This window comes from Streptomyces sp. JJ36, from assembly GCF_021696945.1.
Classification (GTDB): Bacteria; Actinomycetota; Actinomycetes; order Streptomycetales; family Streptomycetaceae; genus Streptomyces.
Window position 1 is genome coordinate 52,359 of sequence record NZ_JACYHE010000001.1, and the last position, 15,250, is coordinate 67,608.

Genomic DNA, 15,250 nt, shown 5'->3' on the forward strand with positions numbered 1-15,250 from the left:
CGGCCCGGCGGGGAGGCGCTGGCGTCGGCGAACGCCGACGGCACGGGAGCAGCCGTGCTCCTCTCCGACCAGCACGGCGACGTGACCGGCACCTTCGTACCGGCGACGGGCGCACTGGGCGGGTCCTCGGCGTACTCGCCGTTCGGTCAGGTCACGGCCCAGACCGGGGCCCAGGGCCCGCTGGGTTACCAGGGCGAGTACACCGACCCGGACAGCGGCCAGGTGAACATGCACGCCCGCTGGTACGACCCGGCCACCGGCGGCTTCTCCTCCCGCGACACCTGGACCCTCAACCCGGTCCCCTCCGTCGCCGCCAACCGCTACGGCTACGGCAACGGCGACCCGCTGGGTAACACCGACCCGAGCGGACACTGCGCGGGAGCGTGCGTAGCCACGGGAGTTCTCCTCCTCTACGCCGCTGTCGCCACAGGCGCGGCAACCGGCGCCAGCGAGTCCCAAGGCAAGTCCTGGACCGACTCGGAAAACTGGAAGCAGTACGGAAGGGACGTCCGGCGGGGGGCCGGAAGAACCTGGCGCTGGGTCAGCGACCTCTTCTCAGGCGGAGGCACCTCGGGCGGAGGCGGTGGTTACTCCTTCCCGGGCCCGTCCGGGCTCGCGCAGGCGCTGCGATACCAGGCACATGCCCAGCGCGTGGGGGCCGCACAGGCGGCCGCCCGGGCACGTGCCCGCCGCAACGCCACCACCGCTGCCGCCGCATGGCAGGGAAACGGTGGCTACGGCGGGGGCGGCAGCCGGTCCTGGACCGGCAGCGGCTATGGCCCCGGGGGCGGCGGCTGCATCTGGTCGTGTGCAGGGCCCCGGCAGGAGCCACCGCCCCCGCCGCCCCCGAACTGGGGAGAGATCGTCCGGGATACGCTGAGCACGCCCCGCCCCGGCCCGCCACCGAACCGACCATCGACGAGGAGCACCAGCAGTTCGTCGAGGACTCCTTGGTTCCGTCACACCAGAGTCTGGAGGTTACAGAAGAAGAGCTGCGGGGTTACTTCAAGATGTTTCCGCGCCGCGATCCCCACCCCGGACCCCGAAGTCCGTGTCTATGGCATCTGGCGAGCTCGCGCGAGACTGATGCTGCACGGGCCCTGGTCAGCACCGCTGGAGCGAACCTTCGCCATTGGCCGCTGGCCCCACTGAGGACGTGTGGAACCGCCGTGCCGCCGCAACCGACCATGGCCAGCGCAACTCAGCAGGGACGCACAGCTGCTGCCGCGCTACTGGAGTGCTGGTTTCGCTACCTTATTGACAATCGGAGGAAAAGCGCAGTATGTCAGTCACGCCGCCGCTGGGTTCCGGGCCGGACGACGGAGAGTCGTCGGTGCCGGATGAGGAGTGGGAGAGATTCCAGCGTGAGGCGGAGGACTCCGTGCGGACCTCCGCGGCACCGCGGGAGCCGTCCGCCCGGGCGCGTATGGTCGCTGCGAGGCTGCGGGAGCGGGACGAGGAGGCCGCCAGAGGGCAGCGCGGGCGGCGCTGGGGGCGTAAGAAGGAACCCGAGCCGTGGCAGCCGGAGGGGTGGCGGACCTGGTCGGCCCAGGAGACACCGGGCAGGCGGAAGTGGTCGACCTGGCTCATCGGTGTCGCCGCGCTCGCGCTGTTCGCGGTATGGGGCAGCACGCAGGTGTACGGGATGCCGGACTGGCTGGGCACGGCGGACGCGTCGGAGAAGCCGTTGGCCGCCGAGACCGCCGCGCCGAGCAGCGCTCCGCCCCAGGAGGCGTATCCGGACCGGCCCACGCTCGACGAGCCGTTCGCCGGGTCGCCGGCCCGGCGCTGGGCGGAGGGCGCCGCGGCGATAGAGCTGCCGGAGGCGCGGGCGGTCGGTGACGTGTCGGCGGCGGAGGTCGAGGCCGGCCTCATGCGGGCCAAGGAGTTCCTGGTGGCCGCGAACCTCGATCCCCGGGTACTGGCCGGTGGCCGGCCGGCCGAGGCGCTGTCGCTCGTCGACCCCCTGCAGACCGGCTATCTGGCCGAGCTGCGCTCCTGGGTGCGGAACCCCAGTGTGGAGAACGACCCGAAGTGGGTGTTCACCCGCTTCGACCCGGACGAGGTCAGGCTCGTCGGGGACACGGTGAAGGTACGCGGTCGGATGACGGTGGAGGAGGGCAAACAGGGCAAGGCGGAGATACACGCCGACTACACCTTCGTGTACCCGCTGACGAAGGCTCAGGAGGCGGGCGAGGTGACGCGCACCATCGTCCGCAGGTCCCTGGTGGCCGAGGTGGTGGACAGGGAGAAGTGGGAGGCGACCGAGGGAAAGCTGTGGATCGCCGGGCACGTCGGTGACATAGCCAATGACGCCTGTGCGGTGGGAGACGGGTTCATCCACCCGTCGTTCGCCACTGATCTGCGGGACGAGGAACGGACCGGTCCCACTTCGGACCCCTATGACCGCAGCCGCCCCATCGACACGGAGCGACAGGGAGAGTGCGGCACGGCCACCCGGATCTGAGGGCCGCTCCGGAGCCGGTGGAGGGCGGTGCCCACCCGTGACGTGCCCTACGCCCCGGTGCGGGTCGCGGGGAGCGCCGCCGGCCTCACCTCGGCAGAGAGCTCACCGCTACAGTTCCGCCATGCATTCCGGCACCGGTCGACGGCATCCCCTGCTCGGCTATCTCCTCGATGCCGTCGAGGGGCGGTTCCCGTCCGCTGACGGGCGGGTCACCGTGGTGCCTGCCCTGCCGGGCGGGCTGGAGGCGTCGGTCGCCTTCACCGGGCACGCCGTCGTCGCGACCTCCCTGGCCGCCGAGGACGTCCGTGCGCAGGGGCCGGACGGCTTCGGCGGGTCCCTCGCCCCCGGCTTCCTCCGGTACCTCGCGGGGCCCGGAGGGGAGATCGGCACGCTCGACGTGACGCTGGCCGCCCGGGGCGCCGGCGGGCCGTCCCGGCTGGCACCGCTGCCGGAGGGCACCGAGCACCCGCGGATCGTGCACGCCCGCAGCCTCCGGACGCACGTCAGCCTCTGGGGCGACCAACGCGGGCTCGTCACGCTTGCCGACGGGGCGGCCGGACGACGCGAACTCAGCATCGAGCTCTGGGATCCCGCAGGAGGCCCCGCACGCGCCGGCCGTTCCCTCCTTGCCGACGCGCTCACCCTCGTCCCCTTCGGGGAACCGGTCTTCGCCGCGGTGTCCCCCGGCAACGCCCGTTCCCTCCGGGCGTTCCTCGCCTGCGGTTTCCAGCCTCTCGGCTCCGAAGTCCTGCTACGGCCGGACCGCCCGCAGGGCTGACCCATGGCGCCGGGGCCGGAACGGGAGACCGCCGGGGCCGGCCCGTGCGGGCCGGCCCGGGGTCAGCTCTCCTTGCCGCCGCCCGACTCGCGTTCGGCGAGGAAGCGCTCGAACTCCTCGCCCAGCTCGTCCGCCGACGGCAGCTCGGCGGGCTCCGCCACCAGGCTGCCGCGGGTCTCGGCCCCGGAGAGCGCGTCGTACTGCTGCTCCAGGCCGCGCACGACGGCGACCAGCTCCTCGTCCCCCTCGGCGAGCTGCCGCTCGATCTCCTCCTGGGTACGCAGGGCGTCGCCGCGCAGGGAGTGCGCGATCTCGGGGAGGACGAGCCCGGTCGCGGAGGTGACCGCGTCCAGCACGGCCAGGGCGGCGTCCGGGTAGGTGGAGCGGGCGATGTAGTGCGGCACATGCGCCGCGACGCCCAGCACGTCCCGCTCCGCCTCGCCGAGCCGTAGCTCCAGCAGGGCGGCCACGCTGCCGGGCACCTGCGCCTCGTCGAACGGCGACTGCTGCCCGGGGACGAGGTCCGCGCGCGTACCGTGCGGAGTCAGTCCGACCGGACGCGTGTGCGGTACGCCCATGGGGATGCCGTGGAAGGTGACGGCGAGGCGGACGCCGGTGCGCTCCACCACCTCGCGTACGGCGGCGACGAACCGCTCCCACTCCACGTCCGGCTCCGGCCCGGAGAGCAGCAGGAACGGCACGCCCGTCGCATCCCTCAGGAGCCGCAGCTCCAGCCGCGGGGTGTCGTAGTCGACCCACCGGTCCCGCCGGAAGGTCATCACGGGGCGCCGCGAGCGGTAGTCGGTGAGCCGGTCGGCGTCGAAGCGCGCCACGGTCACGTGCGGCTGCTGGTCCAGCAGCCGCTGGGTGATCTGGGCACCGGTGTCACCCGCGTCGATGAAGCCCTCGAAGTGGTAGAGCAGGTCCAGCCCTGCGGAGTCCGCACTGCCGATGATCTCGTCGACCGCGCGGAGCCCGGCGGGCTCCCACTCGTACAGGTCCCTCGGTTCCAGCACGCTCAGCTCCTTCTCGCTTACGTCAGGACCAACGTGCCACCCGCCGCCCACATTCCCGCCCGCCGGGTGATCCGGAACGTATCCGTCCGCGGCGTCTCTCCTACCCGGTCGGGACGGACCTATCGTGCCGCGTACGCGACAAAAGCAGCCCAGGCCGCCGGCGGGAGGTCGAGCCGGGGCCCGGTGGTGTCCTTGGAGTCCCGGACGTGCACCGCCTCGGGACACGCGGCCACCTCGACGCACTCGTCCCCGTCGGTGCCGCTGTAGCTCGACTTCCGCCAGGACAGCGCGACCTCGACGCAGCTGTCGCCATCGCCTCCGCTGTAGCTGCTCTTGAACCATTCCAGCTCACGGGTGCTCATAGGTCTCCTCGGATTCGCTCCAGCAGGCTCACGGAGTCCTCGGGGGTGAGAGCCTGCGAGCGCAGTTTTGCATACCGCATCCGCAGCACACTGACCTCTTTCGGGTCAGAGAAGAACTGCCCGCCACGCTGGCCCTCGCAGTAGCCGAACCACCGGTTGTCCGGCGACTCCAGCAGTTGGACGGCGCCCTCCAGACCGGCGTGGTCCTCCCGCCTCAGCGGCATGAGCTGGACAGCGACGTTACGCAATGTCGCACACTCCAGCACGCGGTCGACGACCCCCCGGGCCACCTCCACTCCCCCGCTGCACCGCTGGAAAACCGATTCCTCGATGATGAAGCTGAACCCGGTGTTCGGCTTCTCGCACAGCAGCGACTGCCGATCGAGCCGGGCGACGACCTGCGCTTCGATCTGCTCGTCCTCCAGCGGCGGAACCCTGCTGTGGAACACAGTCCGCGCATAAGCCTCACTCTGCAACAGCCCCGGGACGACGCGGCACTCGTAGGTGTCCAGGCTCAGGGCATCACGCTCCAGCCTCGCCCAGAGGCGGACCCACGCCGCGAGCCCCGGGTTCCGCGACAGGTGCCGGGCCGCCTTCGCGAGGGTGCCGAAGGCGTGCAGCGCCTCGTCGGCCTTCTCCGCGAAGTGGGGCGGAGGGAAGCGGCGGCCGAGTTCGATCGAGGCGACCGTGTGCCTGGAGCAGCACACCCGGGCCCCCAGCTCCTCCCGGGTCAGTCCCGCGTGCTCCCGGAAGGATTTGACCACCTCCCCGAATGCCTTGAGGCTGTCCGACGCCTCCGGTTCGCTGTTCTCCGTGTGGTCGGTCATCTACCGGGTACCTCCCGCATGTGCACTCCTCCCGTACGCCGACTCACCCAGAGTTACGGGATGCGGGTCGTGTACGTCCACCCTCCGCGTGCGTACGCTCACCCGGCGTACGTGCGGAATGGCTGCTCACGGCCGTCCGGCGGGGTCATCGTGAACGCATGCACATCGGTACTTCTCCTCAACGGCCGGTCACCGTACGTGTGTTCAGTCAGCGGCTGAGCGCGACGCGGCGCGGTGCCCGGCTCGCCCGCCTGCTGGCGGTGCGGCAACTCGACGTCTGGGGCGTGCCCTACGGCAGCCGGCTGTCCGAGGCCGCCGCCTCGGTGGTCGCGGAGCTGACCGCGAACGCCGTGCTGCACGGGCGCGTCCCGGGACGCGACTTCCTGCTGGCGCTCGCTCTGGGCGGGGACGTGCTCCGGGTCGAGGTCACGGACACCCGGGCCGACCGCCGTCCCGCCTCGCGGCCGCGCGCGCCGGGCCCTGACGACGAGTCGGGACGTGGCCTGCTGCTGGTGGAGGCCCTGGCCACCTGCTGGGGTGTGGCCGGGGAGGCCCCGCCCCGGAAGACGGTGTGGGCGGAGCTGGACGCCTCCTCCTGAGCCGCCCGCCGGCCCGGGCCCGGTCCCCGGCCCGGGCCGCGCCCGGTCCCCCGGTCCGCGCCGGTCCGTCCCGAGCGCGTCAGAGCTCCGAGTCGCCCCACACAGTGACGGTGAGGTAGTCCGCGACGGCGAGGTTCCCGGGCCGGAGCACGGAGAAGATCAGCTCCGCCACGCCGACCATCGGGGCAGCCTCTCCTTCGGGACCCCGGTGCCGCGGGTCCCGCACGGAGCGGGATCCGCGGCACCGGTGAGCGGTGTCGGCGGCACGGTCAGTCGTCGGGCCAGAGGACCCCGCGCCCGACCAGGTCGTCGACCTCCCCGGGGTCCGCGAAGGAGCACTCCCCCGTGGCGAGGTCCACCCGGACGGGCAGGTTCCCGGCCAGCCGCAGCTCCTCCCGGCCCTCGTCGAGGTAGCCGACGTGATCGTACGGGGCGATGAGGCGGCCGCCGTCGACGACGCACTCCTCGGGGACGATCCGTACGCGCGATGAGGCGCCCCACGTCCTGCTGCGCTCGGCGAGGAACGCGGCGGCCCGCTGCCGTGCCGTGTCGTGGTCGATCATGTGTCGGTCCTCATGAGGTAGTACGAGGTGTAGCGGGGATCGGCGGGGTTGGCCCTGCCGGTCTGGAAGTCGAGGAACACGATCTTCCCGTTGTTGTTGACGACATTGAAATAGTGCCCCATGCCCTTTCGCGGCCAGGCTCCGACGATGGCACGGGCGCCGGGCCCCCAGCGCTGGAGGTCGGCCACCACGCCGTTGAGTCCGCCCTTCGACCGGAAGGAGCGCCCGGTGACCGCCTCGACCTCGGGCCGCGTCATGGGGCGGTCCGCACCGGGGACGGAGTTCGGGTTCTTCCCCGCCATCAGGTCGTCGCCCGCGGTGGCGCAGAGGCCGCAGTTCATCCGGCCGCCCTCGGGGTTGATCCGGTTCGTCGAGCTGGGCGTCTCGGGCGTGTAGTAGGTCAGCCCGAAGCGGGTGCTGTGCGCGCCGCCGTAGTAGGCGCGGCCGCCTCCGGCGGGGTTGACCGCGGCCCGCTGCCAGCCGTTGAGCCCGGCCAGCCCGGTGAGCGCGAGCTGCTGGACGAGCTGGTCGCCGGCCTCGTCGTAGCTGTCGGCGAGCGCACCGCAGCCCTGTTCGCGGAGCATGTGGGCGGCGCGGTAGAGCCGGTAGGCGGGGCGGACGGGGAAGTACTTGTCCGCGAAGGCCCCGGCGCCGCCGTTCTGACCGGTGACGGCGTCGTAGAGGTCGCCGGCGAAGACGAAGGGCGACTTGGCGACGTCCCGGAAGGCGCCGCCGAAGATGCCGAGCACCTCGCCGAAGGACTCCACCTTGTCGTCGTTCGGGTTCTCCGGGGTGAGCCCGCTGCGGTCGGTCAGCAGCGTGGGCACGTTGTGGGCGTAGGCGTAGGCGGAGACGTACGGGGTGGTGCGTGCCGGGGTGACCGGGTCGGGCCGGTCGAAGCGCCCGCGTTCCGGGGTGTACCGGCGCGCGTGCAGGTCGAGCCGGCCGGTGGTCTTCTCGAAGCGCGCGCCGGTGAAGGAGGGGGTGCTCGCCGGCGCGCCGCTCTGCCGGGTGTTGAGGATGCGGGTGCCGTAGGGGTCGTACGCCCACCGCTGGTGCACCGTGCCGTTGGCGCCGGTGACGTCGAGCGGGGAGCCCTGCGGGTCGTGGTGGTAGTAGAAGAGGGAGCCGGAGCCGGTTTTGGTGGCGGCGGGCTGCCCGAGGGGGTCGTAGCGGTAGGACTGCCGGACGTTCCCGTCGGCGTCGTACGCGGTGGCGAGGGCCGGCAGCGGCGCGTTCGGGTCCCACTGGGTGCGTTCGAGGACCTGGCCGCCGGTTGCGGCGAGGAGCTGGTTGCCGCTCGCGTCGTGCTGGTAGGTGTAGCCGGTGCCGTCGACGGTGGCCGCGGAGACCCGGCCGGCGAGGTCGTAGGTGTAGCGGTCGTCCCCGGCGGCGGTCTGGTTCCCCTCGGCGTCGTAGCCGTAGGTGGTGGTCTCGCCGTCGGTGGTGGACGAGGTGAGCTGGTCGGCCGCGTCGTAGGCGTAGCTGGTGAGCGTGGACCCCTGGGTGGAGAGGATCCGGTTGCCGGCCTGGTCGTAGGTGTAGGTGGTGTCGCGGCCGGAGGGGCAGCCGGAGGCCCACGGCTGGGGGAAGCAGCCGGAGGCGAGCCTGCCGGCCTCGTCGTACGTCAGGTCCCAGCTGCCGGTGACGCCCCCGGCGCGGGTGCGGTCCACCCGGGTGGGCAGCCCGGCCGGGGAGAGCGTCAGCTCCGTCCCGGTGACGGTCTCCCCGTCGCGGGTGGCGGTGACGGCGGTCAGCCGGCCGGCGGCGTCGTAGCTGCGGCTCTCGGTGGCGGAGCTGGGCAGGGTGGTGCGGACGAGGTGGCCGGCCGGGTCCCAGTCGTAGCGGGTGGTGGTGGAGTCGGCCGTCATCGCGGTGATGCGGCCGTCGGCGTCGTAGGTGTGGCCGATGGTGGTGCCGTCGGGGTAGCTGCGGGTGAGGAGCTGCCCGGCGGCGTCGTAGGTGTAGGAGAAGCCGCGGGTCCCGGTGAGGTTGCCGGCGGCGTCGTAGGTGAAGTCCTCGGAGAGGTGGGCGTTGACCCGGGAGGTCATCCGGCCGGCGGCGTCGTAGGTGTAGCTGACGTCCGGGGTGGCGTCGGAGTGGTCGATCCCGGTGAGCAGGCCGCGCGGGTCGTGGGAGTAGGCGGTCGTGCCGCGCGGGGTGGTCCGGGCGGTGGTGTTGCCGTCGGGGTCGTAGGAGTAACGGGTGACGCGCTCCAGCGGGTCGGTGACCGCGGTGGTCCGGCCGGCGGCGTCGTGGTCGTAGGAGGTGGTGTGGCCGTTGGCGTCGGTGCGCGTGACGAGGTTGCCGGCGGTGTCGTAGGTGTAGTCGGTGGTCCCGCCGTCGGGTGCGGTGACGCGGGTGAGCCGGTCCAGCTCGTCGTAGGCGTAGGAGGTGGTGCGGCCGTCGGGGTCGGTGCGCTGCAGGAGGTTGCCGGCGGCGTCGTAGCGGGTGGCGGTGGTGCCGCCGAGCGGGTCGGTGACGGCGGTCTGCCGGCCGGCGAGGTCGTACTCGTAGGTGGTGGTGAAGCCGGCCGGGTCGGCGCCGTCGGCGTTGCCGAGCGGGCCGGTGGTGCCGGTCTGGCGCCCGGCGGCGTCGTAGGTCCAGGTGGTGGTGTGGCCGAGCGGGGTGGTGCGGCTGAGCTGGTTGCCGTCGGCGTCGTAGGTGAAGCGGGTGGTGTCGCCGAGCGGGTCGGTGGTGCTGGTCAGCCGGTTGACGGCGTCGTAGGCCGAGGTGGTCTCGTGGCCCAGGGCGTCGGTGACGCGGGTGAGGTTGTCCTCCGCGTCGTAGGCGTACCGGGTGACGTTGCCGAGCGGGTCGGTCACCCGTACGGCGCGGTCGACGTCGTCGTAGGCGGTGGTGGTGACGGCGCCGGTGGGGCCGGTCACCGAGGTGCGGTTGCCGTTGGCGTCGTAGCCGTAGGTGGTGGTGTGGTCGGCCGGGTCGGCGCCGTCGGCGTTGCCGCGTGGGGAGACGGTGGCGACCAGCCGGTTGGCCGTGTCGTAGCGGTGGGTGGTGGTGTTGCCGAGCGGGTCGGTCTCGGAGGTGAGGTTGCCCGCGGCGTCGTAGGTGCGGCGGGTGGTCGCGCCGTCGGGGCCGGTGGTGAGGGTGAGCCGGCCGGCCGCGTCGTAGGCGTAGGTGGTGCGGGCGCCGGCCGGGTTGGTGACGGAGGTCAGCAGGCCCCGCCCGTCGTAGCCGTAGCGGGTGGTGCGTCCCAGCGGGTCGGTGGCGGAGGCGAGCAGGCCGCGGGCGTCGTAGGCGTAGGTGGTGGTGTGGTCGGCCGGGTCGGCGCCCTCGGCGTTGCCGAGCGGGCCGGTCCTGGCGGTGATCCGCCCGGCCTGGTCGTGGCGGAAGGTCGTCGTCGCGCCGAGGGGGGTGGTCACCGAGGTGCGGTTGCCGTCGGCGTCGTAGCCGTAGGTGGTGGTGTTGCCGCGCGGGGTGGTGACGCTCTCCAGCGCGCCGAGCGCGGTGTAGGTGTAGCGCACCGTGCCGCCCTCGGGGTCGGTGGCGGAGGCGAGCTGCCCGTCGGCGGTGTAGGTGTACGTGGTGGTGTGGCCGCGGCCGTCGGTGTGCTCGGCGATCCGGCCCTGGGCGTCGTAGCTCCAGCTCTCGGTGTAGCCGAGGGAGGACGGCGAGGACCGGGTGAGCATCCGGCCCGCGTCGTCGTAGGTCATCGTGGTGGTGTGGCCGCGGCGGTCGGTGATCCCCACCGGGTTGAGGTTCCGGTCGTAGTCGTAGCTCACCCGCTCGCCGAACGGGTCGATGCTCTCGACCAGGACGTTGCCGGAGTAGATGTCCGTCCAGACCCCGCCGGACGGGTCGGTCATGTGGGACTCGCGGCCGTGCTCCCAGGCGAAGGTGGTGGTCTCGCCGGAGCTGTCGGTCTGGGAGGTGATCCGGCCGGTGTCGTCGTAGGTGTTGACGACCTCGCCGCCTTCGGGGCCGGTGAAGCGGGTCAGCCGCTGCTGCGTGTCGTAGCCGTAGGTCTGGGTCTCCCCTGCCGCGTCGGTCACGGAGGTCAGCAGCCCGTCCGTGTACGCGTAGGTGACGGTGGAGCCGTCCGGGAGGGCGACCTCGGTGAGGCGGCCGCCGGAGTCCAGGGTGAGGCCGGTGCTGCGGCCGGCGGCGTCCTCGACGGAGGCGAGCCGTCCGGAGGAGTCGTAGTGCAGCGTGAGGCCGTGGCCGCTGCGGTCGAGCCAGGCGGTGAGCCGTCCGGAGGAGTCGAAGGTGCGGCGGGTGCGGTCCGGGGCGGTGAGGACGTACCCGCTGTCGTCCGCGGCGAGCGTCGCGGCGGCGCCGGGCGGGGTGGCGTATCCGCCGTCGCTCTGCTCGGTGAAGACGAACCGGGCCCCGTCGCTCGCCCGGTAGGTGGCGCTGCCGTCCTCCAGGGTGAGGGCGGCGTCGAACGGGGTGGACCAGCCAGTGCCGAGCAGACCGTCCGCGGTGGAGTCGGAGCGGTAGTGGCGGTCGAGCGAGAGGGGGATGCCGGCGCCGGCCAGCCGGGCGTCGGTGACGTCCTCGTAGAACATGCCGGTGGCCGTGTTGACCGGGTCCGCGCGGTGGGCCTGGCCGTAGCAGGAGCAGATCCCGGCCTGGGCGCCGGGGATGTCCGGGGTGTAGAAGGCCTCGACCAGGTTGGACGTCTGACCGTTCGGGCTCCAGCTGCCGTCGGTGCCCTTGAGGAAGATCCAGGCGTAGTACTGCTCGCCGTCCTTCAGGTGGCTGTCGAGGCCGCCGCCGGACCACCAGAAGCACTGGTCGTCGGGGTAGGAGTTCTCACCCCACCAGCCGTAGCACCACAGGCCGTTGTCCAGGTAGCGGCCGGTCGGGTCGCCGGTCGACCGCGTGATCTCCTTGTCGAAGACGAAGTTGCCGGCCTCGTCGAGGATGTAGAGCCAGGCGCCGGTGTACGCGTCGGCGGTGCCCGAGGAGAACTTGAGCTGCCCGCCGATGGAGAGCGTGGCGGGGTAGGCCGTGGCCCAGGCGGTCACCCAGGCCGGGTCGGCGGTGACGGCGGTCGCGGAGGGCGCGGACGGGGCGGTGGAGCGGTCGTCCGTGGCGGCGGGGCCGCGCTCCGGCTTCGCTGCGGGGGCGGGCGGCTCAGCCGGGTCGTGCTTCCTGGCCGGCTTCCGCCGCGGGGAGTCCTGATAGGCGCCGCGGGGCGAGGCCTCGCCGCGGCTGCGGTCGAGCTGCTTACGCCGGTCGGTGAGCGTCATCGGGTCGGGCGGCTCCGGGAGGTCCGCCGCCGTTCTGGCCTCTGCCGCGGGTCCCGCCCGTCTCTCCGGCGGGTCCTCCGAGGGCGCCGCCCACGACGGGGCGAGGCCCGGCACCGCCAGCAGGGTCATCGTCAGAACCATCACGATCGCGTGCCGGGCGCGTTCGGACACCGCGTCTCCCCCGTCTCTGCCGAAAATCTTCCAAAGGGATCTTCGAACAGATGGCGGTGTGCGAAACCGGCCGCGGCAGGTTTGGCCGGAATTCGATCTTCGCCGGTGGGCCGCCCCGTCGGGCGGACACCGTGACCGCGCACCGACGGGGGCGGGGGTCGTCGGTCGCGGAGCCGGGCGGGCGCCCCGGCGGCCGTCCGGGCGGGGGCCGGATCACCGCGTGCGGACGGGCCGCGACCGGCGGCCGCCCGGAGCGCGGGTGGGCGACGGAACGGCCCGCACCGGGGGGCAGGGCTGTGCCCGGCCCCGGACATGCGGAAGGCCCGCACCCCCGAGGGTGCGGGCCTTCCGTGGCTCTGCCGTCCGGGCGGGCGCCCGGGTGGCCGGAGGGTCAGCTCTGGCCGCCGGCCAGCTTCTCCCGGAGCGCCGCCAGGGCCTCGTCCGAGGCGAGGGCGCCGGAGTCCTCCCCGGAGTCCGAGGAGTACGAGCCGCCGCCGCCCTGGCCGCCGCCACCGCCGCCCTGCGAGGCGCCGCCACCGCCGACCGCGGCCTCCGCCGCGGCCTCGGCGTCGGCCTCGCGTGACTTGATGACCTGGGCCTGGTGCTGCTCGAAGCGGGCCTGCGCCTCGGCGTACTGGCGCTCCCACTCCTCGCGCTGCTTCTCGTACCCCGGCAGCCAGTCGTTGGCCTCCGGGTCGAAGCCCTCGGGGTAGATGTAGTTGCCCTGGTCGTCGTAGGACGCGGCCATGCCGTACAGGGTCGGGTCGAACTCGACCACCGTCGGGTCGCCGCCGAACGCCTCGTTGGCCTGCTTCAGCGAGAGGCTGATGCGGCGACGCTCGAGGTCGATGTCGATGACCTTGACGAAGATCTCGTCGTTGACCTGGACGACCTGCTCCGGGATCTCCACGTGGCGCTCGGCCAGCTCGGAGATGTGGACCAGGCCCTCGATGCCCTCGTCCACCCGGACGAACGCACCGAACGGCACCAGCTTGGTGACCTTGCCCGGGACGACCTGGCCGATCTGGTGGGTCCGGGCGAACTGCTGCCACGGGTCTTCCTGGGTCGCCTTCAGCGACAGGGAGACGCGCTCGCGGTCCATGTCGACGTCCAGGACCTCGACCGTGACCTCCTGGCCGACCTCGACGACCTCGGACGGGTGGTCGATGTGCTTCCAGGACAGCTCGGAGACGTGGACCAGACCGTCCACGCCGCCCAGGTCCACGAAGGCGCCGAAGTTGACGATGGAGGAGACGACGCCGGAGCGCACCTGGCCCTTCTGCAGGGTGGTGAGGAAGGTCTGGCGGACCTCGCTCTGGGTCTGCTCCAGCCAGGCACGGCGGGACAGGACCACGTTGTTGCGGTTCTTGTCCAGCTCGATGATCTTGGCCTCGAGCTCCTTGCCGACATACGGCTGGAGGTCGCGGACGCGGCGCATCTCGACCAGCGAGGCCGGGAGGAAGCCGCGGAGGCCGATGTCGAGGATGAGACCACCCTTGACGACCTCGATGACGGTACCGGTGACGATCCCGTCCTCGTCCTTGATCTTCTCGATGGTGCCCCAGGCACGCTCGTACTGGGCGCGCTTCTTCGAGAGGATCAGGCGACCCTCCTTGTCCTCCTTCTGCAGGACAAGGGCCTCGATCTCGTCACCGACGGCCACGACCTCGTTCGGGTCGACGTCGTGCTTGATCGACAGCTCACGGGAGGGGATGACGCCCTCGGTCTTGTAGCCGATGTCGAGCAGGACCTCGTCCCGGTCGACCTTCACGATGACGCCGTCGACGATGTCGCCGTCGTTGAAGTACTTGATCGTCTCGTCGATCGCGGCGAGGAAGGCTTCCTCGGAACCGATGTCGTTAACCGCAACCTGCGGAGTGGTCACGGTGGCTTCGGTGCTGCTCGTCATGTGGAAAAGGGCTCCGGTACGGACATTGAGTCGTAGGTACTGCTACGCCGAGAGCCCGTGATCGCACCCATGCAAGCCAGCCGGAAAGCCTCGAAAAGCCTTTACCCGAGGGGACATACCAGAGATGCGAGCGCGACCTGCTCCGTCCGAGGTGCGCAGGCCCGCAGCGCAACTTGTAGCATACGGGGGCCGCCGGGCATGGTCAATGCGCGAACGAGCACACCAGGGGCTTAACACCCAATCCCGGCACCACTCACCGCACGTCTCACCGAGCGTCACCGCCCGGCCGGACGGTACGGCGGCTGCGCGGACCACGGACGGGCACGATCCCCGCACATTACGACGACGGGCACGATGAGCCAAGACCACAGGCCGCACCGCACGGCGTACGACACCCCGCACCCGACCCCGCAGGCGTCCCCGCACGCTCCCCTTGGCGCCGACCCCGACGAGGACGCGGAGGCCGTCCGCCGGCCCGCGTCGGCGGCGGAGAGCAGCCGGGCCAGCCGGGGCTGGTGGGACCGGAACGCCGACGCGTACCAGCGGGAGCACGGCCCCTTCCTCGGCGACCGGCGCTTCGTGTGGGGCCCGGAGGGACTGGACGAGGCGGACGCCCGGCTGCTCGCCCCGGCGGAGGCGCTGCCCGGCCGCAGCGTGCTGGAGATCGGCGCCGGCGCCGCCCAGTGCTCCCGCTGGCTGGCCCGGCAGGGCGCCCGCCCGGTCGCGCTCGACCTCTCGCACCGGCAGCTCCGGCACGCCCGGCGGATCTCCGCGGACGGCACGGAGCAGGGCGGGCCGGGCTTCCCGCTGGTCCAGGCGGACGCCGGGGCGCTGCCGTTCCCGGACGGCGCCTTCGACCTGGCCTGTTCCGCCTACGGCGCGCTGCCGTTCACCGCGGACCCGGAGCGGGTGCTGCGCGAGGTGTGGCGGGTGCTGCGGCCCGGCGGCCGGTTCGTCTTCTCCGTCACCCATCCGGTGCGCTGGGCACTCCCCGACGAGCCGGGGCCGGAGGGCCTGACGGTCGCCGCCTCCTACTTCGACCGCACCCCGTACGTGGAGCAGGACGAACGCGGCGAGGCCGTGTACGTCGAGCACCACCGGACCCTGGGCGACCGGGTGCGGGAGCTCACGGCCGCCGGCTTTCGGCTCACCGACCTGGTCGAGCCGGAGTGGCCGGAGTGGAACGACCGCGAGTGGGGCGGCTGGTCCCCGCTCCGCGGACGGCTGATCCCGGGCACCGCGATCTTCGTCTGCGACCGCTGAGCGGGCGCCCCACGGGCGGGCGACCGCGGGCGGGCGCGGGGCGATGTGCGCCCGGGGCGCCGGGCGCGGGCTGCGAGAC

Annotated in this window: 11 protein-coding genes; 5 read left to right on the forward strand and 6 right to left on the reverse strand. The window is 72.6% G+C overall.

Features of this window, described 5'->3' with window-relative positions; all coding sequences use genetic code 11:
* Positions 1-54: 54 nt before the first annotated feature.
* The 3 genes from HOY81_RS00215 (at position 55) to HOY81_RS00225 (ending at position 3,245) form a co-directional block, all read left to right on the forward strand.
* A complete protein-coding gene (locus HOY81_RS00215; RefSeq protein WP_237316649.1) occupies positions 55-1,152 on the forward strand; it encodes an RHS repeat-associated core domain-containing protein in 1,098 nt (365 codons plus the stop codon).
* 130 nt (positions 1,153-1,282) lie between these two features.
* Positions 1,283-2,467 carry a hypothetical protein gene (locus tag HOY81_RS00220; RefSeq protein ID WP_237316651.1) on the forward strand — a complete coding sequence of 395 codons (1,185 nt, stop codon included), beginning with the start codon at positions 1,283-1,285 and terminating at the stop codon, positions 2,465-2,467.
* Positions 2,468-2,588: 121 nt separating this feature from the next.
* A complete protein-coding gene (locus tag HOY81_RS00225) occupies positions 2,589-3,245 on the forward strand; it encodes a hypothetical protein (protein WP_237316653.1) in 657 nt (218 codons plus the stop codon).
* Between the two features lie 62 nt (positions 3,246-3,307).
* Here HOY81_RS00225 and HOY81_RS00230 read toward each other — a convergent pair whose 3' ends face one another.
* From HOY81_RS00230 to HOY81_RS00240, 3 genes are all read right to left on the reverse strand, one after another.
* The gene (locus tag HOY81_RS00230; protein WP_237316655.1) at positions 3,308-4,261 is read right to left on the reverse strand and encodes a proteasome assembly chaperone family protein; all 954 of its coding nucleotides are present in this window, start codon (positions 4,259-4,261) and stop codon (positions 3,308-3,310) included.
* Between the two features lie 119 nt (positions 4,262-4,380).
* The gene (locus tag HOY81_RS00235) at positions 4,381-4,623 is read right to left on the reverse strand and encodes a DUF397 domain-containing protein (RefSeq protein WP_237316657.1); all 243 of its coding nucleotides are present in this window, start codon (positions 4,621-4,623) and stop codon (positions 4,381-4,383) included.
* Complete coding sequence (locus tag HOY81_RS00240) at positions 4,620-5,450, reverse strand: helix-turn-helix transcriptional regulator (RefSeq protein WP_237316660.1); 831 nt, start codon at positions 5,448-5,450, stop codon at positions 4,620-4,622. The genes HOY81_RS00235 and HOY81_RS00240 overlap by 4 nt, the downstream gene beginning before the upstream one ends.
* A 158-nt stretch (positions 5,451-5,608) precedes the next feature.
* Between HOY81_RS00240 and HOY81_RS00245 the strand changes: the two genes are divergently transcribed.
* Positions 5,609-6,049: an ATP-binding protein gene (locus HOY81_RS00245; RefSeq protein ID WP_237316662.1), complete on the forward strand. Its 441-nt coding sequence runs from the start codon at positions 5,609-5,611 to the stop codon at positions 6,047-6,049.
* Between the two features lie 269 nt (positions 6,050-6,318).
* On the opposite strand, the gene HOY81_RS00250 is transcribed toward HOY81_RS00245, so the two are convergent.
* From HOY81_RS00250 to rpsA, 3 genes are all read right to left on the reverse strand, one after another.
* The gene (locus HOY81_RS00250; RefSeq protein ID WP_237316924.1) at positions 6,319-6,612 is read right to left on the reverse strand and encodes a hypothetical protein; all 294 of its coding nucleotides are present in this window, start codon (positions 6,610-6,612) and stop codon (positions 6,319-6,321) included.
* A complete protein-coding gene (locus HOY81_RS00255) occupies positions 6,609-11,999 on the reverse strand; it encodes a DUF6531 domain-containing protein (RefSeq protein ID WP_308340935.1) in 5,391 nt (1,796 codons plus the stop codon). The genes HOY81_RS00250 and HOY81_RS00255 overlap by 4 nt, the downstream gene beginning before the upstream one ends.
* A gap of 391 nt (positions 12,000-12,390) precedes the next feature.
* Complete coding sequence (gene rpsA / locus HOY81_RS00270; RefSeq protein WP_237316664.1) at positions 12,391-13,908, reverse strand: 30S ribosomal protein S1; 1,518 nt, start codon at positions 13,906-13,908, stop codon at positions 12,391-12,393.
* A 354-nt stretch (positions 13,909-14,262) separates the two neighbouring features.
* On the opposite strand from rpsA, the gene HOY81_RS00275 reads away from it, so the two are divergent.
* Complete coding sequence (locus HOY81_RS00275) at positions 14,263-15,171, forward strand: class I SAM-dependent methyltransferase (RefSeq protein ID WP_237316666.1); 909 nt, start codon at positions 14,263-14,265, stop codon at positions 15,169-15,171.
* Positions 15,172-15,250 lie beyond the last annotated feature (79 nt).

What these genes read in the sequence shown, in the direction of transcription:
- HOY81_RS00250 (WP_237316924.1), bottom strand. Translation starts at nt 6,612, where the DNA reads ATGATCGACCACGACACGGCACGGCAGCGGGCCGCCGCGTTCCTCGCC.
- HOY81_RS00240 (WP_237316660.1), bottom strand. Translation starts at nt 5,450, where the DNA reads ATGACCGACCACACGGAGAACAGCGAACCGGAGGCGTCGGACAGCCTC.
- HOY81_RS00225 (WP_237316653.1), top strand. Translation starts at nt 2,589, where the DNA reads ATGCATTCCGGCACCGGTCGACGGCATCCCCTGCTCGGCTATCTCCTC.
- HOY81_RS00220 (WP_237316651.1), top strand. Translation starts at nt 1,283, where the DNA reads ATGTCAGTCACGCCGCCGCTGGGTTCCGGGCCGGACGACGGAGAGTCG.
- HOY81_RS00245 (WP_237316662.1), top strand. Translation starts at nt 5,609, where the DNA reads ATGCACATCGGTACTTCTCCTCAACGGCCGGTCACCGTACGTGTGTTC.
- rpsA (WP_237316664.1), bottom strand. Translation starts at nt 13,908, where the DNA reads ATGACGAGCAGCACCGAAGCCACCGTGACCACTCCGCAGGTTGCGGTT.
- HOY81_RS00275 (WP_237316666.1), top strand. Translation starts at nt 14,263, where the DNA reads ATGAGCCAAGACCACAGGCCGCACCGCACGGCGTACGACACCCCGCAC.
- HOY81_RS00235 (WP_237316657.1), bottom strand. Translation starts at nt 4,623, where the DNA reads ATGAGCACCCGTGAGCTGGAATGGTTCAAGAGCAGCTACAGCGGAGGC.